The organism is Acetobacterium wieringae, assembly GCF_001766835.1.
Lineage (GTDB): Bacteria > Bacillota > Clostridia > Eubacteriales > Eubacteriaceae > Acetobacterium > Acetobacterium wieringae.
In genome coordinates this window covers 37,359-60,410 of the sequence record NZ_LKEU01000013.1, presented here as the reverse complement: position 1 = coordinate 60,410, position 23,052 = coordinate 37,359, and the positions used below count along the sequence as shown (strand labels likewise).

Sequence of the window (23,052 nt, the reverse complement as noted above, 5' to 3'; positions counted from 1 at the left end):
CAATTACCTATTGGCTGATTATTATATACCCCCTTTGACGGGGATTAATCGAAGGAAACCTAAAACCGCCGTGAAATCCGATTAATTACTAAGGCGGTGACTAAAACGCCAAGCAGCGCCCCGGCACCATCAATGAGTACGTCCCGGAACTGGCCGGAGCGACCGGGCACAAACAATTGATGGAATTCGTCGGAAATGGCGTACAAAAGACAGATCAGTAGGGCCAGGTTAGCCGCTTTGGGAACGGCGCTTTGAAGAAGCGCCAACAGCATCAAAACCGCCAAAATAAAGTAGGCAATAAAATGAGCATTTTTGCGGATATAAAAATCGAGACTGCGAATTTCCAGGGTTTCGATCCCTGGGATAAAATGTCCCAATATCCCCAGTAATTCATCTTTCAAGCCGGTGCTGAGATGTGCCGACTGGGTGGCTGGCTGACTGGAAAGATAAAAGATGACGCCCATCCAGATCAGGGTAGCCGTCCAGGTCAATAATAATATTAATCGCTTTTTATCCATTTCTTCACCCTTTCCTGATCCCGTCCATCAGAAGTCATTCTTTTTATCCGCTTCTTTCCAATCCATCCAATCAGTAGCGACCCATTAATTTTATCACGACCACTCCCCTTTTGGCTGGAATTATGTTAAACTAAAGAAAAAACTGGAGAATGCCATGAAACGACATGATTATATTACCTGGGAAGAATATTTTATGGGGATTGCGCTGTTATCGGCCCGCCGCAGCAAAGATCCCAACACCCAGGTAGGGGCCTGCATTGTCAATAAGGACAATATTATTCTATCCACCGGTTACAACGGCATGCCCAAAGGCTGCAGCGATGATGTCCTGCCCTGGGAGCGGGACGGTTCTTTTCAGGAGACCAAATACGCCTATGTCTGCCACGCCGAACTAAACGCCATCTTAAATTCCGACGGCCGCTCGCTGGCTGATTCGATTTTGTATGTTACCTGTTTTCCCTGTAATGAATGCGCCAAAGCAATTATTCAGGCTGGAATAAAAAAGGTGGTCTATCTGGAAGATAAATACCCGGATGCCGATGCTACCCAGGTTTCCCGGCGGCTCTTTAAAATGGCTGACATTACCCTGAAAGAATTTCTCAATCCCACCTTTTACAGTGACTTGTCGCTGTATTAAAAGCATTCTGAAACGACCCTCCCGACCAGCGGACAGATCGCTGCAGTTAGTGGCTGGCGATCTGCTCCAGCATTTTGCCGAGTCGGCGATTGAGTTTGGCAATCGGCAAGCCGACGATATTGTTGTAGTCACCTTTAATCCACTTGACCCAGAGACCGGCTTCTTCCTGAATACCATAGGCGCCAGCCTTGTCCATGGCCTTGCCAGAAGCCACGTAGTCCGCCACCTGCCGCTGCATCTGATGATCCCAGGGATAAAAACGGATCGTTGAGGTAACAACAAAGCACTCTTCCTGATCCCGGTAGCGGATACTGACCCCGGTTAAAACCTGATGGGTATTCCCGGCCAGCGCTTTGATCATCTGGTAGGCGGCCATTTCATCGGCTGGCTTACCAAGAATCTCCTCCTCAAGAACCACCATTGTATCGGCACCCACCACCAGCGCCCGGGGATTAAGCTTCTGGATCACCCGAGCCTTTCGGGTAGCCAGCTCCACGGCCAGTTTTTTGACCGTTTCCTGAAAATCTCCGTCACACTTTTCCAGAATTTCCGCTTCAATTCGTTTTTCATCGATTTCGGCCGCCTGAATGCTAAACTCATTGATACCATAGCTGCTGAGAACCAGCTTAAACAGTTCCCGGCGGCGGGGCGACTGACTGGCCAGAATTATTTGGGGTTGCAAGGTATACCTCCAATTTTTTTAAAAAGATTAGGCGTTTGCAAAACGCCACAGCCCGCATAATAACGGGATATTTCTGACATAAAAAAATATAACTCCTCACCAGATTGTGATAAAATTGAGTTGCTAAAAAACAAATCTATCAACCTGAAAGGAGTTATATCATGACTATTTTATCACAAAAACAGCTTTCTTTGGCTGAAATTTATTCTGATTGCACTCATTTTTTTGAAAGTGACAAACATCACTTTCTTTCGCTACTGGAAGAGAATCTGAACCTTCACGCGTTGATTCCGCATTCTTTTTATCAGCATTATTACCGCGCGCATGGCCGACATCGGGATTTTGATCTTTGTTCGATTCTCTGGGCGCTGATCCTGCAGCGGATTTTTTCCATCCCCACGGATACACTCCTGATTACGTTTCTCAAGTTTTCCAGAGAACTCCGCGATTTTTGCGGTTTTAACCGGGTACCCCATGCGTCACAACTGACCCGTTTCAAAAAAACATACCTGTTGGACTTACAATCGCTCTTTCATCGTCTTGTTGATGTGACTGAGCCGCTCTGCCAGAAAATTGATGCCGATAAAGCAATGATGACCATTTTTGATACCTCCGGAATTGAAGCCTACGTCACTGAAAACAATCCCAAATTTGCCAATAAAATTATTAAGCAGCTCAAAGCATTCAAAAAATCCCACCAGCTTGATGACGCCTATGATCCCTATAAGGCGGCTTACGGCTCAATGCCCACGCACGCGAAATCCAATCCGGAAATCAAACAGCTCTACATTAATGGTCATTTCTGTTACGTCTACAAATTCGGCATCATTACCAATGGCCTTGGCATTGTCCGGGATATCACTTTCTATGATGCGAATTTTCTGGCTGATCATCCGGAGATTTCTGTCGAGAAAAAATCAGATTCTCCCGATGAGGACAAATCGCTTCATGATACCAAAGCCCTGATTCCGGTTCTTTCAGACTTCTTTAAAAAGCACCCGCTGATTGTCCCCAAACTTTTCATTGGTGATGCTGCTTTTGACAGTTCTGCGATTTATCAGTCTCTCCTTGGGGAACTGAAATTTGAAAAAGCTTTCATTCCATTGAATCAGCGTGGTAAACTTTCCTATCCGGATTGTCCGGTTAATGCAGATGGCATTCCCTGTTGTCCAAACGATCCGTCACTTCCCATGAAATCTGAAGGGCGGGCCAAACGAAAGAACGGCCTGGTTCGGTTTAAATTCACCTGTCCCAAAACAAAATGGATCAAACAGGAAGCCGGGAAAGCTAAACGTCAGTGTTTCTGTGAAAATCCCTGTACTTCGTCTTCCTGTGGTCGGATGTTTTACGTCTACCCTGAAAAGAATCTTCGGGCCTACCCCGGAACCCTTCGTGGGACACTCGAATGGGCTCGAATCTATAAGATCCGGGGCGTCGTTGAGCAATCCATCAATCACTTCAAAGACAGTTTCTGTCTGGCCAACCGTAAAACTCAAAATGCCAAGACACTTCACGCCGATTTGCTGTTGGCCGGAATTACCCAGCTGATTACTGCAATTCTTTCCGATAATATTTATCAGCATCAGTACTTACGCAGTCTTAAACCACTCGTTGCCTAGTTGGACTCTTTATCTTCTTTGCCCAGCTTTTATTTTTGCGCTCTTTTTTCATCTTCTTCAACATTTTAATTGTTTTGTTGTTCCGTTTCCTTCCGACTTCACGAATTCTGTCTGGCTCTTACCACCGAATTTTCTGAGCTCCAAATCTTTTTCATTTCGCAATTACCTATTTTAAAAAGATATCACTATTTTATCATTTTTTCACAAACAAAACCACCCGTCGATGTTTTTGTCTTCATCGACGGGTGACCATAAGCATCAAAAAAAACAGCTCAATTACGTTTATTTCGGTGAAAATAGTCTATAAACACAACAGGCATGTATTTTTTGCGATCACGGGATGACTAAACAACGAACCGCTATGTTACCAATTCCCGTGGGTGCAAGCGTCAAAATGAAAGGATCAGGATATGAACAGAAAAATAATATGGATTGGTTATTGTCTTCTCATCGCCGGACTGGTTCTGGCCACCACCAGCTGCACAACAAGTGGCTCGGCTACAAAAAAAGAATCGGCGTACGCAAAAACCATCGCTGCCACCCGAACCGAAATCTGGCAGACGATCTCTGCCGGTGGAGCGTCCAGTGCTGCAGTGGCAATCTGTGAAGACGGAAAAATTGTCTACGAAGAAGGTTTTGCCATGGCCAACCGTACCGCCGCTATTCCAGTTGACAGCGAAACCCAATTTAATGTCGGCTCGGTCAGTAAGATGTTTGCCACCATGGCGGTGCTTAAGCTCTGTCAGGATGGTCAGCTGGATCTGGATCAGCCGGTGACTGGCTATCTGCCGGAATTCACCATGGAAGATCCCCGCTACCAGCAGATCACGGTGCGGATGCTGCTCAATCACACCTCGGCTCTGAACGGCACCTACAGTTATGACACCAGCACAGCGGCACCCAGCGCTGAATTCATGGACTATTTTCTGGCCAACTTAAACGCATCCTCGTTGAAAAGTGATCCCGGGATTATCAGCATCTACTGCAATGACGGCTTCACCCTGGCCCAGGCCCTGGTTGAAAAGGTTTCCGGCATGCCTTTTGCTGATTATCTGAGTAAAAACATTTTAACCCCTGCCAGCCTGGACAATACCAGCTGTTACTTCAAAGAAGGCAACGACAATGTGGCCCTGGCCTACAACAATGACGGCAGTGCGGCCGCACTGGAGTATCTCAACAGCCTTGGTGCCGGGGGGATTGCCTCCAACGCCCATGATCTTGCTAAATTTGGAGATGCCATCCTGGCTGGAAAAATCGTTGAGCGCAAATGGGTGGACGAATCTTTCACCGCCCAGTACGGCCCTCAGACGGTTCCCGCCGGCACCCCCAAAATGGCCTTCGGGCTGGGCTGGGACAGCGTCACTGATGAAGCCTATGAAAAACTGGGCGTCCGCCTGATCTATAAAGGCGGCGATACCAGTTATTATCATTCGATGCTGTATCTGCTACCCGATCAGAACATCACCATCGCCCTGACCTTTGCCGGTCCGGCGGACACCACTGCGATCACCGATGTGATCGCTACCACCCTGCTCGCTGAAAAAGGCGTGATCCCCAGTGGATCAACAACCATTGCCACCGCACCACAAGCTGCAGCAGTCCCTGAGCAACTGCTGGCCTATGCCGGATATTACACGCTATCTGGCAATATTCTCAAACTCGACTTTAATCAGGCCGCCGGAGTGATGAATCTCTACAGCAATTCCGACGCAGGCTTCACCCTGGTGGATACCCTCAACTACAAGGATGATGGCTTCTTTTACGGCACCGACAAACGCCTGAAACTTGAAGAAAACTTTGGCACCAAATTTCTGATGTCCTATGCCCTGACTGGAGAGACCGGCTCGATCAATGCCACCATGCTACCAGCCCGAACCGCTGGCATCAGCCCAGACCAGTTTGCCAATAAACAGTGGATCACCATCAATACTCTGCCGGAGGATACGGTTTTTCTGGCCGGTTCAACCTGGGTGATGGATGAATTCCCCGGCGATGTGCTGTTTGGCGGTAACGGATACTATCTGATCAATCAACTAATTGATGAGCGCATCACCCTGCCCAATCTGAAATATACCCGGGATACCATGGAATTCAAACTGATTGAGGAACAAGGCCAGACCTTGCTTGATGTGGGCAGCTTTAAACTGATCAATACCGCCACCGTACCAGTGCTTCAAACTGGCGAAGTGATCACCATCGGAGCGCAGAATGTCTGTCGCAAGCTACCATCTGACGGCCTGATCAAACCCCGTGAGGGACGGCTTGTGGTGTTGAACCCAACGCTTGAAGGTCAGTATGACAGCCTTCTCAACGGCACTGAGGGAACGGCTGTGACCGCCGGTTCCTATGTGGTCTTTATCGGTAATGACGGTGATACGATCAGCTATGATTATCAGATTTAGTGCGATAGCCTACGTTTACAAAGATCTGTCGTGGATCTTCCAATGATGAGATATTAACAAAATCTATTCAAAGAAAGGATCTGAAATGAAAAAAAGTATGTTCAAATCCCTTACCGGCCGTCTTGTGATTCTTGTGTTGATGCTGTCGATGATTTTTACCACCGGGGTTTTTGCGGCGGTGGACGTTAACAGTAATGATTCAGCCGATGGTACCGCCATTGATACCCAAGCTACGACGGACATTGGTGTCCAGTATCGCGGCCATGTCCAGAATAAGGGCGATGTACCGCTGCCGGTTGGCAGCTTTGTTACCGGTCCCAACGAACTGGGCTCCCGGGGCGAAGGATTCCGTCTGGAAGGCCTCCGGATTGAGCTCACTGGGGATATCCCGGCCGGTGCTGGCATCAGCTATGATGTCCATGTCCAGAATAAAGGTTGGCTGGGCCCTGTATCAAATGGTGCTTATGCCGGAACAACTGCCCAGGGTTTGCGGATTGAAGCCATCAAAATCAACCTGACCGGTCTTGATGGCTATGAGGTTTATTACCGGGGCCACGTCCAAAACAAAGGCGATATCCCGGTAGTCGATGAGTCCTGGGGTTGGGTGAAAAACGGCGCCCAATTGGGAACCACCGGCGAAAGTCTGCGGCTGGAATCGATCCAGATAAAAATTGTTAAAACGGAAAACTACACTGCCCTGGGCGATTCCATTGCCTATGGGATGAGTGCTACGCCGGGTTCCGGTTATGTTAATCTGTTCTACAACCATTTAACCAGTCAGACCGGAAATGAAAATCTGCAGTTGGTTAATCTGGGGGTTCCCGGTTACACCTCCAGTCAACTGTTAAACCAGCTCCAGAACGATCCGGCCACGATGGCGGCGCTGAGCCAGGCCAAAGTAATTACCATCAGTGTCGGCGGTAACAATATTCTTGCACCCGTTATCGCCGGTTTGGCAGTCGCTTTCCAGTTGGATCCCAACTCACCAACCTTCCCCGCTGATCTGGCCACCGCTTTAGCCCAGCCCGGAGCTGCGGATATCATAACCGCTGCTCTCCCTGAAATCCAGACCTCCGTAACCGCCAGTGTTACCCAATTTGGAACCGATTGGCCGCAGATTGTCGCCACTGTCAAAACCCTGGCACCCCAGGCTGATATTTACGTGACCACCCTGTACGATCCGATTAACCTCCAGGATCCGCTCTACGCCGTATTTGATCCAGCCATCCAGACCATTAACACCGCCATTAAGACCCCCGTGGCCGGTTATAAAGTAGCGGATGTCTACACCGCCTTTGCCAACTACCAGGGCAGTGAACCACTGGTCAATTTCAACTGGTACACCGGTAATCTGGATCCCCACCCGACTACCGCTGGCCATGACGTGATTTACCAGTGCCACCTGAGTGCCGGATTTATTAATTAGGACGGCATCAACAATTACCAGTCTATCTGATCTACCTGCGTGCGTGTCATTTGAGATTTGATCAGCATAATACCAAATAAAAAAGCGAAGCGGTTTTCACTGAGCACTGGCTTCGCTTTTTTTATTTACATCTGTGAGGCAGTTATTCTTAAAATCGATCGCCCACCATTTAGGCAATAAAAAACCGGCTCGCTACAAGAACCGGTTTTTGGGAGTGATTGTTTATTCTTCGGATTCATCCAGGGTCGCACTTTCTATATAGTTGATATGACGACGCAGCTTCCGGGATTGCTCGATGGTGATCTCCCCCGACTCATACATCCGCTGGATTTCCTGGCGTTCGCTGTCCATGGCTTTAATCCGCAATTCTTCTTTCAACACTTCATCGGCTTCCCTGTTTTCTGAGCGTTGCCGGGCCAGCCGCCGAATCATTCCCTGATATCCCAGGATGACAGCGGCAATGATCTCACCATCGGCCTGGTTTTGTGGCTGCAGCTGTTCCTGTTCGAGACTGGCAATGGCCGCCTCAAAGGCATTGATCTGGAGTTCTTTGACCGTATTGATGGTCGCCTTTAGTTTTTCCGGTTCTTGTTTGAAATGGCGTCGGAACTGATGCCAGAGCCGCAGGGTTTTGGCCAGAAAATAGCGTACACTGAAGCGGACATCATTGGACAGGGCTTCTTCCCGGCGATCCAGGGTGGCTTCAAATTTTTCGTAGACAACCGGATCAATGCGGTTATTTTCCCGGGCGTCACGAAGATAGTCGGCTTCAGCCCGCAACCCCTTGTACTTCATTTCATTGAGCTTTTTCAGATAGACCTGGGTTTCCGGAGAATTATCTTCGTTTTGAATCCGCTTAACCATCCGTTTGTATTCGCTAATCAATTCATCGGCAACCAATTCGTTTTCTGGGGTGATTTCCTGTCTGATCCGCTTGATTGTCGCCAGAAAAATCCGCATCATGGCAGCATTGAAATCCAATTGCCGGGCGGTACTATCCGGTGCTTTGTCGGTTTTACACAACAGCGGCAAAAACAGGGTGGCGGCTACTAAGGTTACCAGGATTACGCCAGTGGCGATAAACAGAATCAGTGACCGCTGGGGGAATTCTTCACCGCTGGCCAGCAGGGTCGGCACCGACAGTACTGCAACCATCGTCACCGCTCCCCGCACCCCGGTGAGGCTGATCAACAGGCTGCTTTTAATGCTGGGGACCTCGGCGCCCTGACGTTTAGCGATCAGGTACTGCACCGCTGTGGATGAATAAGAGTAGACAAAGCGGATGCCAAAAATTCCCAGCCAGATCACCAGTACCCCGGCAATGGCCAGCCAATTGTTGATATCCTCACTGGCCACCGCCGCCCCCATTGATAAGGGTATGTTTAAGCCCAGGAGAATAAAGACCACCCCATTGAGGACAAACAACAGCACTGACCAGACATTTTCCGAAATCACCTTTTCTTTTGCCAGCATTGTCGAGGTGTGTTCGGTAATAGCGGCGTGAGCGATGCCCGCTACGACCACAGCAATCACCCCGGAAGCATGAAACAATTCTTCGGTGACAATGTAAATGATAAAAGGGGTTAAAATCTGCAGCAGGCTGTGAAAGGTAGCATCGCGGATGCCTTTTTTACGGAGAATAAAACCGATCCAGTCAATCACCAGACCCAGGGTCAAGCCCAGAACAGCGCCAACAATAAACATATAGGTGAAATTCAGGGCGGCATCCCGCAGCGAAAAATAACCGGTAACCACTGCCGCAATGGCATAGTTAAAGGCGACCAGTCCCGAGGCATCATTAATCAGCGATTCTCCCCGCACCAGGGTCAACACCTTGGGGGGAATATTCACCCGTTTGGCAATTCCATTGACCGCCACCGGATCAGTGGGCGAAAGCACTGCCGCCAGAGCAAAGGCCGCTGCCAGTGGCATATAGGGCATCAGCCAATGAATAAAATAGCCGCCCAAAATGGTGGTCAGCAGCACCAGAATAATGGCATTGCCAAATATCGGTTCCCGCATTTTCCAGAGATTTTCCCGGGAGAAATGGCGGCCATCATCATATAAAAGCGGGGCCACAAACAGAATCAAAAACCATTCCGTTTCCAGTTCAATGGCTCGGCTATGCATGATAAAGGCAATGCCCAGGCCCAAGCCAATCTGGATCAGGGCGGTGGGAATAAACGGGATAAAATGACTGATGACATCTGAAATCAGTAAGCACAGCAGCAACATTAAGATAATAAGCAGTAAATTCAAGCCAATCTCCTTTGGACCTTTTTTTATTATCTTACCGCATGATCCGTTTTTTCTCAAGAAAATCCTGATGGTTTCATAATATTATACGGCCTGTTTTTGCTTCACCGTTATCAGTTTTTTTCATCCATTTCTTTGTATATAAATTCATTCTGTGCTATAATACACTGGAATTTATTTGAGGAGGAAAAGAATGAGTACTGATAACATCCAAATACTGATTGCCATGATTATTTACATTGTGGCAATACTCGGTATCGGCGTCTATTTTTTAAAGATCGCCAACGAGAACAGTGACAATTATTTTATCGGCGGCCGTTCCCTGGGTCCCTGGGTAGCGGCAATGAGTGCAGAAGCATCCGACATGAGCGGCTGGCTGCTAATGGGATTACCGGGGGTCGCCTACTGGTGCGGCTGGAGTGATGCCTTCTGGACGGCTTTAGGCCTGGCTCTGGGAACCTACCTGAACTGGAAGATTACTGCTAAACGGCTGCGTAATTATTCGGCCATTGCGGGGGATGCCATTACCATTCCCGAGTATTTCAGCAACCGTTTCAAAGAAAAGAGCAAAGTCATCATGCTGATTGCTTCGGTGTTTATTCTGGTTTTCTTTACCGTTTACGCCGCCAGCTGTTTTGTTACGGTCGGCAAGCTGTTTAATTCGCTGTTTGGTATTCAATACCAGGTGGTCATGATCGTCGGGGCATGTTTTGTTATTTTTTATACCTTACTGGGCGGCTTCCTGGCTGAAAGCGTTTCTGACTTTCTACAGGGTATCATCATGATTGTTGCCCTGGCCCTGGTGCTGGTTCTGGGGATAACTGCCGCTGGCGGTATCAGCGGCGTGATGGAAAACATCCAACAGATTCCTGGCTTTTTTGATTTCTTTGGCATTGCCAACCCCACCGTGATGGACGGTACCCAACAGGTTCTGGCCGGGAACCCGGTGTTCGGCCCAGCCTTACCCTACACCTTTTTAACGATCATCTCGACGATGTCCTGGGGGCTGGGTTATTTTGGGATGCCCCAGGTCTTGCTGCGGTTTATTGCCATCCGGGATGCAGCCGAGATTCCTAAAGCACGTCGGATTGCCACCACCTGGTGTGTGATTTCACTATTTGCAGCCGTCATTATCGGTCTGATTGGTCGGGTACTTTTCCCCACTGAACTGCTCACTGCCAGCCAGGCGGAAAGTATTTTTATCGTTATGTCGACCAACCTGCTGCCCCCTTTGCTGGCCGGTTTTGTCATGGCCGGGATTCTGGCAGCAACAATGAGCTCGTCAGACTCCTATCTGTTGATTGCTGCTTCGGCTTTTTCCAAAAACATCTACGAAGGCATTCTCAAAAAAGATGCCACCGAAAAACAGATCATGCGGGTTTCCCATCTGACCTTGATTGCCGTGTCAATCATCGGTATTCTGCTGGCTCTGGATGAAACCAGCGTTATCTTTAACATCGTCGCGTTTGCCTGGGCCGGTTTTGGGGCCACCTTCGGACCACTGATGTTGTTCTCACTGTTCTGGAAACGCACCAACCGGGAAGGTGCCATTGCTGGCATGCTGGCCGGTGGCGGAATGGTCTTCATCTGGCGATTACTGATTAAACCAATGGGCGGTGTCTTCGGGATCTATGAACTGATGCCAGCCTTCCTGGTCTCCTGCCTCTTTATCGTCGTGGTTTCCCTGTTGACCAAGGAACCCTCCCAGGAAATTCAGGATGAATTTGAACAGGCCAAGGCCGCTTCACTGTAAATATCCTACCCATTTAAAAAGCCAGCGGTTACGCTGGCTTTTGTTTTTGGCTCTGTTTTGTCACTAAATATATTTTTGCGACAAAATGATGTTTTTTTTTCTGGCCGTGTCGCTAGCTGCTGATGGCGGCCTTCTTCTCAATCTCGGTGACACAGGTGGTCTTGATGGTTTCAACCAGAAACTGCAGGGCATCGATGACCCGGGGCCGAATATCGCCACCGATCAACACGACCATGATGTCATCGCCAACCGCCAGTTCACCATCAGCCAGCCACACCCGAACGTGAAAGATACCTTCCCGCGCTTTGGTGGCGGCGATGGCCGCGGCCACTTTTTCTTCATCGTAGCTAAAGGTCATTCCGGTGATCTGGGAGCCGTCATCGAGCCCCTGACGCACCTGCGCCTTGGGGGTCTGGCGAACCGTGCCGTTATGAACCAGATACATCCCCTCCTGCCTGGCTTGTGGGTCGCTTTTGGCCTCTTTCAGCCAGGCATCAATGGAGGGTGGGGTGTTCTTTTTTTGCATTGTCATGAGTTCTATCTCCTTTTAGTGAATAATGTAGGCAATGTTGCCGGACTCGGCCCAGGCAGCGGCAAACTGATCGAGCCGGTATTTTACCCGGACGCCTGCGTTGCTGGCGGCCGCCGGATCGTTGATGATGATATAGTCGGTGCCATTTTCCTGGGTGAAACCGCAGACCACAATCAGGTGGCCCGGAGTCTGACGAATCGGGGCACCATCGACCACCGGCAGATCGCCACTGACGGCAGCGCTGTTTTTGTAGGCCACTGCCACTGCCACCGGATGGCCTCCGGCAATCTCCCGCTTGAGACCCTCAATCGTAGAATAATCGACATAGGCCTGGTAACCCAGACTGGCCGCATAGGCAGTGTTAAAGGGCCAGTTGCCAAAATCCTGATAACCGTAATCATAGGCCCCCCAGGCCGCCGTTTCCGGCTGGACAACGGTGCCATAATACGCAAGCATCATCGTCACACTGGTGGGGCTGCAGATGGAATCGGCAATGGCCGGATCCCGAACCATCTGGGAAAGTTGGGGCACATTGAGTACCGGCAAATTAAACAGATTGGGCGTGTCATAAAAAACCTTGGTGATCTCCTGACCAGGGTTCTGATTGCGCAGAGCAAGAGCTACCAGTCGCAGGTTTGGGGTGATGCCGGGGCTGCCGGAGTGAAGAATCACCCGGTATTGGATTTTGTTGGCAGTCTTGCCATTTTTAACCACCAGCGTATCAACATCCAGTTTAGCCAGCGGGCTATCGGTCGTTCCGATGCCGGAAGCCCGGTTGATACTGCTTCCCCAGCGTCCCCAGGAGAGCCAGTCCGACCAGTTTTCGGTGGACTGGCCGTTTGCATCCACGGCATTCTCACAAACCCGGGCTTCCACCTGAACCAGGCTGCCCGCTGGGGTATCAGCATTCCAGGACAGCACCGCCTTGGTAAAAGGGCTGGTATTAAAGACATTGGAGGTATAGACGCCAGCCTGATTCCCGTTATTCAGGACAATGGCCCCGTCACCGGCGTCCGGAACAATCGCAACCCGATCCAGCCCCAGAGCATTGCTGTTAAAGTCACTGGCGGTAGTCTGGATCAGCAGGTTTCCCGGCACTGACTGGCGTTCCACAAAAGGCGTTAACTGATCCACGGTACCCGTTGGCGGGCTGCTGCCCTTGGGCAGAATAACAATATGGATTCCTTCCAGCCGATAGGAATAACCAGCGGTGCCGGCGCTTTCACCGTTTTTAGCCCAGCCCAGCCAGCCAAAATTCTGGGCGTGCACCTGATAGTAGATATCAAAGGCATCGGCAGCAGCCCCGGTCAAACTGATCTGGATGGCCTCCAGGCGGTAGCTGAGCCCCTCGGTCCCGCTCATGGCGCCGTCATTCTTAAAGCCCCGATTTGTATCCGCTTCCCAGCCGATGTTCTGGATATGGGTCTGGTAGCGAACGCCGAGGTCATAATCCGCAGCCTCCAGCTTGATTTCAATCCCTTCCAATCGCAGACTGCGGCCGGCAGTGCCACTGAGGACGCCATCACTGACAAAATCCTGCCAGCCATCATTCTGAACATGGGTGCGGTAGAGCACCCGGGGGGCGGTCGCCGCCAGCACCCCGGACGATAGCAGACCGGCCAAAACAGTCAGGGTCAACAACAGCACTAATTGTATGAGTAAGTATTTCTTCATCGATTTCTCCATTTTTTCTGTGATCCTTGAGTCTGTGGCGCCGATAACCATTCAGACGCCACTTCGTCCAGTTAGCGCATCAGGCAGGCAGTTAAACCCTCCCGGTTGAGAATCCGAAAGGAATTCTGGTAATAATCCAGCAGGCCTTCGTCTTTCATCCGGCTCAGTTCCCGACTCATCGATGTCCGGGAAACATTGAGGTACTCGGCCAGCTCATTGCGGTTAAGGACAATATCAAAGCTGCGGCTGTTGTTTTGGCTGGCCTGATCAAGCAGATAGGTAGCCAGCTTTTCCCGCATCCCCTTTAACATCAGTAATTCGATTTTTACATTCATCCGAAAGTTTTTTTCACCCAACAGCATCATCATATTCTGAATCAGCTGAAAGTGAAAACCACAGGACTTGCCACAGGTTTTAATGATCCGCTCAAAGGGAATCACAAGAATTTGTGACGCTGCTTTAACACGGACACTGACCGGGGCAATTCGGGCTTTGGTGCAGACGATTCCCTCCCCAAAAATATGACCCGGCCCCAGCACATCCATAATCAAACGGGCTCCGGCAGGATTTTCTTTGATGATTTCGACTGCCCCGCTCAGCACAATCCCGACAAAAGCGATCTGGCTACCGGCCAGAATTACATAATCATCACTGTTGTAGTGACGGATACTGGCGTTGATGCAGGTCATCAGATTTTGATACTCGTCTCTATTGACCATATCAAACAAGGGGCATTGTGCGATCACCGGATAAAATTGCTCCATTTTTTTCTCTCCTTTGCGCTATTAACCCTATTATATGACAGCCACCCGATTCCGTAAAGGCCGAAAAAAAAGCGCCGGTTACGGCGCAACAGACTGTCAAAAAAGATAACCCAGTACCGACAATTGTTACATCATGTTGTACGCATCGGAGCGGACACGGTGCAACCTGTCCGATTCCGCAGCGAACAACAGATTAACAATTGGTCGGTACGGTAGTTTATCGTCAACCTCAAGCGCCGGCTACGGTGCTGGGGGGTGTGGTGCGTTAGGCGTTAAGCGAAGCCAGATGAGCGTTGAGCTTGTCGACCAGGGCATCGGCGCTGGTGCTGTGAACCTGGCAGGCTTCTTCAATGGTTTCCATTTGTGAGGACGGACAGCCCAGACAATGCATCCCGATTTCCAATAGAATCGGAGCAAAGCCACCGTCAATTCTTAATAACTCACCAATTTTCATATCTTTACTTACTTTTTGCATGGTAAAACCTCCTGATATAATTGTTCAAACAATTATTTGTTTTTTAACTTGAACCCAGTATAGCACAAAAATAGCAGATAATTGTAGCCATAGCTACAATTATCTGTCTGAAAGTGGTTATAATAAAATCATCAAATAAAAACACCGCGCGAAACGATAGGCGCAACTCAGGAGGACGAACATGAGTAAATTTTTAGGACCGATTCATTTTTGGGTATATCATAAAATTCAGTTACAGGAAGCGATCATCACCGAAATCATCGCTTTAAATGGTAACCAGGCAAATCAGCTTCAGGCCGAGCTGGATCACCGTTATGGAGTTTCCGAAACCCGGCCGTTGGAGACGGTCATTGATCCTGGCAACATTCACGGCTGGCTCCAAACCAATGTCACCCGGGCCGAATACAAGCTGGCAGCGGCCATCACAACACTACTTGACCAGAACCCCGACAGCTATCCTCATATTGAAGCGATTTTCCGGTCCCAGGGACAGGCTTTATCGCAGTCCGATTTAACCCCGGCGGCCGCCTATAAGCTGCTGAGCGACAGTCTGCTGGACGGAATGCCCTGTGATCACGCCAATGTTCTGATTGAAGAGGGTGATAACCAGGTTGTCTGGCAACGTAACCGCTGCGTTCACAGCTCCTACTGGCAGGCTGTCGGTGGTGACATTGCCGTCTATTATCGACTACGGGAAGCTCTAATCGAGGGCCTGCTGGCTGGCACCGGACAGGTTTATCAAAAACGTGACGCGCTCACCAGTATTATCAGGAGGTCTAACCAATGAACAGTATTACGTTAATGGTCGATGAGCATACCCATATTATCCGAATGTTGGCCGTGGTTCGCAAAGCCAGTACCCAGGTGATGCAGGGCCAGCCGATAAATTACGACGACTTTGACAAGATGATTGATTTCATCGCCAATTACGCCGACGTCCACCATCATGGCAAGGAAGAAGCCTTTCTTTTTAAAGCAATGGTCGATCACCTCGGTAAAATGGGCAGTAATCTGATTTCCCATGGGATGCTGGTGGAGCACGACTGGGGCCGCCTGTTTATCGCCGAGCTGAAAGCCGCCTTAATCCGGGTTCAGGCGGGAGACGACGACAGTCGTCTGGACGTCATTGCCAATGCCGTTGGTTACGCCAATCACCTGACCCGTCACATTGTCAAAGAAGACACGGTGGTTTATCCCTTTGCTGAAAAGCAACTGGCCCCGGAAATTCTGGCCCGGGTCAATGTCCAAACCGCCGAATTTGAAACCGCGGCTAATCAGCAGGGCATTCCCGCTTACTACCTGGGGATTTTAACCGAGCTCGAAGCCAAATACTGATGGCCGTTGACTGCGCCATTCCCACGCTTTGGCGTTACGAAGAAAAAAGTCCACTGAATTTACAGTGGACTTTTTAGGATTTCGATAAACTACCGTACCGACCAATTGTTAATCTGTTGTTCGCTGCGGAATCGGACAGGCTCTGCCGTGTCCGCTCCGATGCGTACAACATGATACACAATTGTCGGTACTGGGTTAGCTCTTTTGATAGTCTGAGTTCACTGATTTTACAGCGGACTTTTATGATTTAAATTAATTAACTGATCTGTTCATAACTGACAAAGGTCACATAGTCGTATTCACAATCCATCCGGGATTCATCACCTTTGGGAATGGACTTAATCCCACCCACCAGTTTGCCGCCTCTTTCAAACGCCTCACTGAGTTTACGGTGAAAATCCCGTGCATTGCTGCTAGTAATAATGCTAACTTTACCCATTTTTTTACCCTCCTGTGCTACTTCGAAGTTTTCATCCAGTATAGCACAGCAAATAATTGTTATATAGCAGTAATTTTTATGCAAACCTTTACCAGTTCAATTTCTTAAGGTTTCTTTCAATTATCCTAAACGGATCGGTTGGACAGCATCACTCCGGCGACCCCGCTTTGTCATCGGGGACATAATCCCGAACAATTTTTAAGTTCTTTTTCAGGATTTTCTTTTCCCGATACATTTTCTCATCAGCCTGGTTGATAATCGAATCGATGTATTCATTGGAGCTGCCACTAATGGTTTCAATGCCGTGGCTGGCGCTAATCAGGTAACGGCGGTTTTCTGTGGCATTGATCTGTTCATATTCGGCCACAATCCGCTGCCACGCTGCTTCGGCCTCCGCTTCGTCGAGTCCTTCAAAAATAATCAAAAACTCGTCCCCGCCCAGTCGGGCCAGAAAGTCATTGCTGCGGATATTATTTTGAATGCCCCTGGTTACCGTGATAATCAGTTCATCACCGGCATCATGCCCGAGAAAATCATTAACATCCTTGAGGCCATTGATATCAATAAAACAGACCGATACCAGCTTTTCGTTTTTCTCAATATTTTTATAGAGCTGCTTCAGTTTTTCAAAGCCAGTGCGACGGTTAAAGACCCCGGTCATGGCGTCGTACTCCGAGTAATATTTGATTTCGTCATTCTTCACCTGATTGATGGTCAGAATCACTCCGGCAAAGACTGCCAGCGTCAAGATCAGCAGATAGGCAAAGAGATTATAACGCAATACCAAGAGCATTGTTGCAGCAAGACTACGGGTCAACAGCTGGCCTTCCGGGGTTGTGGCCGGAATAAAGGAGACCATTGTCCAATCTCCCAGCCCCGGCGCCAGGGTATGGTGCAAATCCAGTTCCAGTTCGGTAGCGGTAAGAATATTGGTATAGGCAAATACCCCGGCGGTCGTAGTCAGGGTGCCATTTTTTTGGCTTTGGATGGTCGACCAGACTTCTGGAAAATCGGTTTTAAAGCTGTCGTTTAGGCGGTTGTCGTACATAAATCCCCAGGCCCTGTTCGGATCAGCACTGTTATACAACCAATAGCCATCGGCATTGAGCATAAAAACCTGGCCTTGGCTGGCAGTAGCAATTTTTTCCACCTGCGCCAGCAGATCATTGGCGGTATAATTCAGTACCACCAACCCCAGCAGCTGGCCTCTGGCACCATAGTAAGGGGTTGCCAGGCGGATCATCGGTTTGATTGGCTGCTCAATCTGGTCGTTTTCCTTGTTTAAATCCAGTGGTGACACATAAATCTGGTTTTGGGCCAGATTTATGCCCGCAGTAAAATAATAACGGTCAGCCTTGTTCTGAAGATCGTCGCTATCGGTCAGAGTCGCACCATTTTCATCATAATTAACCCGAATCACCTCGTTACCATCAACATCGATAAAACGAATCTGGTCATAGATCATTTTACGGTTGGCAAAGGCCAGCCAGTGGTCTTCGGCGTCCGAGTAATCTCCCCGGCCGTTATCCCCCAGGGCCAGGGCATCAGTGGCATAGAGCAGATCGGTGGCCAAACGGTTAACCTTATTTGAGATAATCGTTTTTTCGACTGCTACCAGCTGTTGCTGCTGAGCCAACAGCTTATTTTTCTGGGCGGTATCGGCATTGATCTGGATCACCAGGGTGATCAGAAAATAGCCCAGACTGAGAATCAGGAATACCCCCAGGGTATAGAGTATCGTTTTTTTCGTATCTTTAAAGGTTTTATCGATCAAGGTTTAAACTCCTTTGTGGTAATCAAATCGCTCATTGCAAAACCGCCATGAGCTTTGCGCCCAGTTTCGCAATTATCCTGTAATCACGGTCATTGGCATCGGGCCCAGTCATTTCATTTTACCCCAATCAAGCCCTTAAAACAAGGGTGGCCGTCAGTTTTTCTGTTAATCCCAAGGTTTTAAAGGCGCGGAATTTTCAGGCCATGCCCAGAAAGCGCAGCCACTTGGGCAAATCCCGCTGGCCCTGAGCATAGCCCTTTTGGTAGCTGTCGGCCAGTTTGTCGAAACTCACCTCCCGGTTTGATACCGGCATGGTCTCAGGGTAAACCAGAAAGGCCCGGCCCTGGCGCTCCAGAGCTTCCAGCTCATCCAGCGTTTTATTATAAATGACGTGACGATTAAGCATGGCCTGGGCCACCTTGGGATAGTTGCGATAGTAGGCTCTGATTGCGTGTTTAAATTTAAGCGGTGATTTCCGGTAGCCCTTTTCCCGGGTCAGCACCACAAAAAATTTCTGGTAGCCGTCCTGTTTGGCAATGTCCAATGCAATCCCGCCGCCCAATCCGCCATCCACAAAGGAGCGGCCATCGTAATCGGTAGGCGGCATAAAAATCGGTAGGGACGACGAACCCCGGACAATTTTCATCAGGTCTTCCATTGCGGTGATGTCTTCCTTGCGGTAATAGAGCACCTTGCCCAGGCGACGCTCAAACAAACCAATCCGCAGCTGCGCCGGATTGGCCATAAAGGTGTCAAAATCCAGTGGCAGGGTTCCTCCCGGCAGGGAGGTTTCTTCATAAAGATAAGAGGATCTGAAAAAACCCTCACCTTTTATAAAGGATTTCCAGCCACCGAACTTTGGATCCTGGGCAATTTCCACAAAGGAACGCCGGGCCCGTTCCGGATCCCGGGATAAATAATTGACGCAATGGCTGGAACCCGCCGAGATTCCGGCCACATAGTCAAAGTGAAGCTGATTTTTAAGCAACGTATTTAAAAAACCGGCGGTATAGCTGGCCCGCATGCCCCCACCTTCAAAGATCAGGGCGGTATCCTTGATATTACTTTTAATGGTCTTGCTGGCTGTCTTGTTTTCTTCCATTTTGTCTCCTGTATCTGTGTTTCGTGTTTGTCCCTGCTTAGTTTAACTGAAAAAACCGTCAAATTCAATCCTTATCACGGGGAGTCAAAACAAAGCCATCCTCTCAGAAAGAAAGAACAGCTTTGTGACCATGTACTTGTCAGTTTGCTTTGCAGCCCATTTATTCAGGGTTCACTTTGCAGTGATTCTCTGATATAGCCAAAAATAAATCCGATACTTTTGGGTTGTGTTAATCCCGCCATCCTGTTAAACTGAAGCTGGTACCCTGGCAAAAGCACTTAAGCCCTGGTATGGAGAAAATTTTAAAAGGAGTCATCGATGTTAAATGATACCACTAATAATTACCTGAAGGCCTGTGAGACCTGGCGGCAAAAGATTCTGGGGATGCATATCCCGGAGCTGCTTGACAAACTGCCGGAACTTCAGTGTGAAGAAGACTATCTGACGGTGAAACTGTTTGCTAAAAAATTTGGGATGGATTTAAAAACCGGCGTTATTGTCAATCTTGACGATTTTTCGCCTGCGGAGATCATCAGTCAATTAAATATTTATACCTTTCTGTGGTTTTCTACCCCCCAGGCCCGTTGTACCGATTTATGGGTGCCATTCCGGGAATTATCCGGGGCCTCCCCGTTTGCCATGGCCTTTGAGAAAAATGTTCTGGAGCCCCTGGCAATGACTTTTTCCGGCCAGACCGAGGCCCTTTCCCAGGCCTACGAAACCCTGGGTGGCACCCGACTGTCCCATTCTGATGCCGGTGGACTGGTCAAGTCGTTTGACAGCATTCCCCTCAAATTTCTGTTCTGGGATGGCGATGATGAATTCCCGGCTCAGGCCAATATTCTCTATGACCGCAACGCCACTGATTTCATCCACGTAGAAAGCACCGTCAGCCTGGCCATGGAGGGCATCGAACGACTGGCCGCAGTGGCTGGGGTGGCGATCAAGGGGCCGCTTTTTAAGATGTAGCGGCAGGGGGGCCGCTGATCCAAGAACCACAGATTTCGACTGATCTACCCCCATATAGCCTGGTTCAGCCCTGAACAACTCTATTTTTGCCCTGGGTTTTGGCCGTATCCAGACGCTGGTCGGCCCGACGGACGAGACTGTCCAGTTGATCCCCTTCTTCAAAGGCGGCCACCCCAAAACTGCAGGACAGGTGGCCGACTTGGGCAAAATCATGATCGCCAATGAGCACTCGCAATTTTTCTGCGATTTCGGCCGCCAGGGGCAAGGGGATGTCGGGAAACGTCAGAATAAATTTATCGCCACCCCAACGCACAAAAATATCCGAGCTACGAATATGCAACTGAATGAAATTGGCCAGCTCTAATAAGATGGCATCGCCGACCAAATGACCGTGCTGTGTATTAATTTCTTTAAAATTATCAATGTCAAACATCACCACCGATAAATGGCCCTGCTGGCGTCGGGCCCGTTCGGTCAGTCCGTCGTAATCCTTATTGAATTTTGCTTTATTATAGATCCCGGTCAGGGCGTCAAATTCAGCCAACCGGATCAGCTCGAGCAGATTCAGATAATGAAACCGCTTGTAGGTGTTGCTGCGGTAGGACGCCAGACTGCTGATGACAATAATCAGCAACACCCCCAGACCGGCGACCCGGGCATCGGCACTCAGGCCACTTTCGACCACCACCATCACAAAATAACTGACACCCAGCAAAAGCGTGGTAAAAACAGCCAGTAACCAGCGACTATTGATCAGAAAAACCACCAGGATCATCACAATCAAGCTGAGCACCTGAACCAGTGGGGCCACCGGCATCAGGTTGGTGAGCAGATAAAGCAGGGCCAGCCCAACAGCAATTTCGTACCCGGTAAACCAGTAGCTCAGCAAGGTACCTACGGTAGCGAATGAGACCTTAAAAAATAAAAAGAACAGCGCCACAGTCACCACCACAATCATACTGGCAGCGATACGAAAATCATGGTGATCGACAATCCGATCATACACCGGCAGTAACAGTACCAGAAAAAATAATGCCGCCGCCAGAATCCCCAGCCGAATCCAATTGAAATGAGCCACGATTTCTGCCTGATAAAATTCCTGTTCCAGCCGTTCATCCCTGAATTCGCCTAAATAGATCGGTGCTTTGGATTCCTGTTCCGAATTCATTTTGATCACCCTTTCTGTATCGATTGGCGCTCATTATGATCTGCGTGACGCTTCCCACTCTGATGACCATGTCTATTTTTATTATACCCGAAATGCATGAGGATACGCAGAACGGCGATTTAAAAACGCACCATCCGCCACTAAAAATGCGACTGGTCCCACCGCAAACAAACCCACTGGATTAATCCCAGTGGGTTTGTTTAGGTTTGATTAAACGCTCATACGCACACGATCTGATTCTTACCGGTTTTTTTGGCCCGATACATGGCATCGTCCACCAATTTAAAAACATTGCGGGCATGATCATCTGCCCGGGAACCGGAAATACCAATACTTAACGTAATTGCCAGGGTAATGGGATAATCCCCATTCTCTACCGCCTGCCGCATCGCTTCAGCCAGCTCATAGGCGGTGTCAACACCGGTTTCCGGCAATAGGATGACAAACTCATCGCCACCCCAACGGGCCACAACATCGGTTTTTCTAGCAATATTTGAAATGGTGGCGGCCACTGTTTTTAATATATCGTCCCCAATTAAATGGCCGTTCATGTCATTAATCTGTTTAAAGTCATCGATATCCAACAAAATCAGGGCGTAATTTCTTTGAAAGTTTTTAAAACGCCGCTGTTCGTTTAGCAGGGCTTCCTCAAAATAGTGACGGGAGGCTACCTTGGTCAGACGATCGCGGTTGATCAGATCGCTGAGTTCGTCATAGGCCTGCTTTAAACTTTTGGTGCGCTTTTCCACCATTTCCTGGAGCAGGTGGGCCCGTTCTTCCAGCTCTTTTAACGGAAAGGACTCCTCATCGCCATGGACATCGGTGGGAAAGGACAGGTGCATCCCGACGATAGCGACCGTGTCTTGGTTGCGATGCATCACCAGCAGCAGCCGTAAATTGTTGAATTTGACCCGCTGTTCGAGAATCACGGTTTTCATATCAAGCTCCGCTGCCACCAGGGCGTTGTCGGCATCCAGCAACAGAAATTGCTTCTGATGGAAGGTAACCGCAATCGGGTTGGGAGCTGATTCAATATCCTGCTGAAAGAGCAGCATGGCTTCGGCCTTGGTATAGGTTCGTTCTGCCAGACCGGTGCCAAAACCAAGAAATGATTCGGCAAACAAGCTTGCTGTTTTGTTTAGATCACGTTCGGTTAAATAAGCGGTGATAAAGGCGTCAAAGTGTTTCTGGAACGGGATCAGTTCTTTATTTATCGTTTCATTCATAATTCACCGGGCTGATCTTGACTGCGGCAAGCATCAGCCTGTTCCTTTCTGAAATAGTTTATGTTCGGGGGGGTGGGATTTGCTGCCTGAGCAGCCAAGTCATTAAGCCTTCTTACCCGGAATAATAACGTCATCACACGCCGATAACATTACTCCACAGAGATGCTTAAATTGTCCATATGATTACAGTTTAATCGATTACCAGTTGCTTGCCAATCATTGTCTGAACAGTCGGGTCGCACCATTCCATCACCCAATAATCAATTGCATTTAATAACTGTTCGTGCTATACTGACTCAAC

At 49.1% G+C, this 23,052-nt stretch carries 19 protein-coding genes and 1 pseudogene; 8 read left to right on the top strand and 12 right to left on the bottom strand.

Annotated elements, in window-relative coordinates; genetic code table 11:
• Positions 1-59 precede the first annotated feature (59 nt).
• Positions 60-518 carry a VanZ family protein gene (locus tag ACWI_RS02430; protein ID WP_070369851.1) on the bottom strand — a complete coding sequence of 153 codons (459 nt, stop codon included), beginning with the start codon at positions 516-518 and terminating at the stop codon, positions 60-62.
• A 154-nt stretch (positions 519-672) separates the two neighbouring features.
• Here ACWI_RS02430 and ACWI_RS02425 point away from each other — a divergent pair, with 154 nt between their 5' ends.
• Entirely contained in the window at positions 673-1,155 is a 483-nt protein-coding gene (locus tag ACWI_RS02425) for a deoxycytidylate deaminase (RefSeq protein WP_070369850.1), read from the top strand.
• 46 nt (positions 1,156-1,201) lie between these two features.
• On the opposite strand, the gene ACWI_RS02420 is transcribed toward ACWI_RS02425, so the two are convergent.
• Positions 1,202-1,837, bottom strand: a complete 636-nt coding sequence (locus ACWI_RS02420) for a Maf family protein (RefSeq protein WP_070369849.1) — start codon at positions 1,835-1,837, stop codon at positions 1,202-1,204.
• Between the two features lie 167 nt (positions 1,838-2,004).
• Here ACWI_RS02420 and ACWI_RS02415 point away from each other — a divergent pair.
• From ACWI_RS02415 to ACWI_RS02405, 3 genes and pseudogenes are all read left to right on the top strand, one after another.
• Positions 2,005-3,385, top strand: a pseudogene (locus ACWI_RS02415) (transposase).
• A gap of 481 nt (positions 3,386-3,866) precedes the next feature.
• Positions 3,867-5,858, top strand: coding sequence for a serine hydrolase domain-containing protein (locus tag ACWI_RS02410; RefSeq protein WP_070369848.1), 1,992 nt, complete (start codon positions 3,867-3,869; stop codon positions 5,856-5,858).
• An 85-nt stretch (positions 5,859-5,943) separates the two neighbouring features.
• Positions 5,944-7,284: a GDSL-type esterase/lipase family protein gene (locus ACWI_RS02405; RefSeq protein WP_070369847.1), complete on the top strand. Its 1,341-nt coding sequence runs from the start codon at positions 5,944-5,946 to the stop codon at positions 7,282-7,284.
• Between the two features lie 222 nt (positions 7,285-7,506).
• Here the strand turns inward: ACWI_RS02405 and ACWI_RS02400 are convergent, their stop codons facing one another.
• Positions 7,507-9,543, bottom strand: a complete 2,037-nt coding sequence (locus ACWI_RS02400) for a Na+/H+ antiporter (protein ID WP_070369846.1) — start codon at positions 9,541-9,543, stop codon at positions 7,507-7,509.
• A gap of 190 nt (positions 9,544-9,733) precedes the next feature.
• Here ACWI_RS02400 and putP point away from each other — a divergent pair, with 190 nt between their 5' ends.
• A complete protein-coding gene (putP, locus tag ACWI_RS02395; protein WP_070369845.1) occupies positions 9,734-11,293 on the top strand; it encodes a sodium/proline symporter PutP in 1,560 nt (519 codons plus the stop codon).
• 112 nt (positions 11,294-11,405) lie between these two features.
• Here the strand turns inward: putP and ACWI_RS02390 are convergent, their stop codons facing one another.
• The 4 genes from ACWI_RS02390 to ACWI_RS02375 all read right to left on the bottom strand — a co-directional run bounded on the left by ACWI_RS02390 (position 11,406) and on the right by ACWI_RS02375 (position 14,738).
• Entirely contained in the window at positions 11,406-11,825 is a 420-nt protein-coding gene (locus ACWI_RS02390; RefSeq protein ID WP_070369844.1) for a molybdenum cofactor biosynthesis protein MoaE, read from the bottom strand.
• A 15-nt stretch (positions 11,826-11,840) separates the two neighbouring features.
• Positions 11,841-13,499 (bottom strand): C39 family peptidase, encoded by a 1,659-nt coding sequence (locus tag ACWI_RS02385; RefSeq protein ID WP_070369843.1) that lies wholly within the window; start codon positions 13,497-13,499, stop codon positions 11,841-11,843.
• 71 nt (positions 13,500-13,570) lie between these two features.
• Positions 13,571-14,263: a Crp/Fnr family transcriptional regulator gene (locus ACWI_RS02380; RefSeq protein WP_070369842.1), complete on the bottom strand. Its 693-nt coding sequence runs from the start codon at positions 14,261-14,263 to the stop codon at positions 13,571-13,573.
• Between the two features lie 265 nt (positions 14,264-14,528).
• Positions 14,529-14,738, bottom strand: coding sequence for a DUF1858 domain-containing protein (locus ACWI_RS02375; protein WP_070369841.1), 210 nt, complete (start codon positions 14,736-14,738; stop codon positions 14,529-14,531).
• Positions 14,739-14,919: 181 nt separating this feature from the next.
• Between ACWI_RS02375 and ACWI_RS02370 the strand changes: the two genes are divergently transcribed.
• Both ACWI_RS02370 and ACWI_RS02365 read left to right on the top strand, forming a co-directional pair.
• Positions 14,920-15,525, top strand: coding sequence for a hypothetical protein (locus ACWI_RS02370; protein WP_070369840.1), 606 nt, complete (start codon positions 14,920-14,922; stop codon positions 15,523-15,525).
• Entirely contained in the window at positions 15,522-16,073 is a 552-nt protein-coding gene (locus tag ACWI_RS02365) for a hemerythrin domain-containing protein (protein ID WP_070369839.1), read from the top strand. Before ACWI_RS02370 ends, ACWI_RS02365 begins: the two co-directional genes overlap by 4 nt.
• 256 nt (positions 16,074-16,329) lie before the next feature.
• Here ACWI_RS02365 and ACWI_RS02360 read toward each other — a convergent pair whose 3' ends face one another.
• From ACWI_RS02360 to ACWI_RS02350, 3 genes are all read right to left on the bottom strand, one after another.
• Positions 16,330-16,512, bottom strand: coding sequence for a hypothetical protein (locus tag ACWI_RS02360; RefSeq protein ID WP_070369838.1), 183 nt, complete (start codon positions 16,510-16,512; stop codon positions 16,330-16,332).
• Between the two features lie 148 nt (positions 16,513-16,660).
• Positions 16,661-18,286, bottom strand: a complete 1,626-nt coding sequence (locus ACWI_RS02355; RefSeq protein WP_070369837.1) for a sensor domain-containing diguanylate cyclase — start codon at positions 18,284-18,286, stop codon at positions 16,661-16,663.
• Between the two features lie 196 nt (positions 18,287-18,482).
• Entirely contained in the window at positions 18,483-19,388 is a 906-nt protein-coding gene (locus tag ACWI_RS02350; protein ID WP_070369836.1) for a patatin-like phospholipase family protein, read from the bottom strand.
• A 318-nt stretch (positions 19,389-19,706) separates the two neighbouring features.
• Here ACWI_RS02350 and ACWI_RS02345 point away from each other — a divergent pair, with 318 nt between their 5' ends.
• Positions 19,707-20,357, top strand: coding sequence for a DUF3786 domain-containing protein (locus ACWI_RS02345; RefSeq protein ID WP_070369835.1), 651 nt, complete (start codon positions 19,707-19,709; stop codon positions 20,355-20,357).
• 64 nt (positions 20,358-20,421) lie between these two features.
• Here ACWI_RS02345 and ACWI_RS02340 read toward each other — a convergent pair whose 3' ends face one another.
• Together ACWI_RS02340 and ACWI_RS02335 are read right to left on the bottom strand one after the other, a co-directional pair.
• On the bottom strand, positions 20,422-21,525 hold the full coding sequence (locus ACWI_RS02340; RefSeq protein ID WP_070369834.1) for a GGDEF domain-containing protein: 1,104 nt from the start codon (positions 21,523-21,525) through the stop codon (positions 20,422-20,424).
• A gap of 218 nt (positions 21,526-21,743) precedes the next feature.
• Positions 21,744-22,751, bottom strand: a complete 1,008-nt coding sequence (locus ACWI_RS02335) for a GGDEF domain-containing protein (RefSeq protein WP_070369833.1) — start codon at positions 22,749-22,751, stop codon at positions 21,744-21,746.
• Positions 22,752-23,052 lie beyond the last annotated feature (301 nt).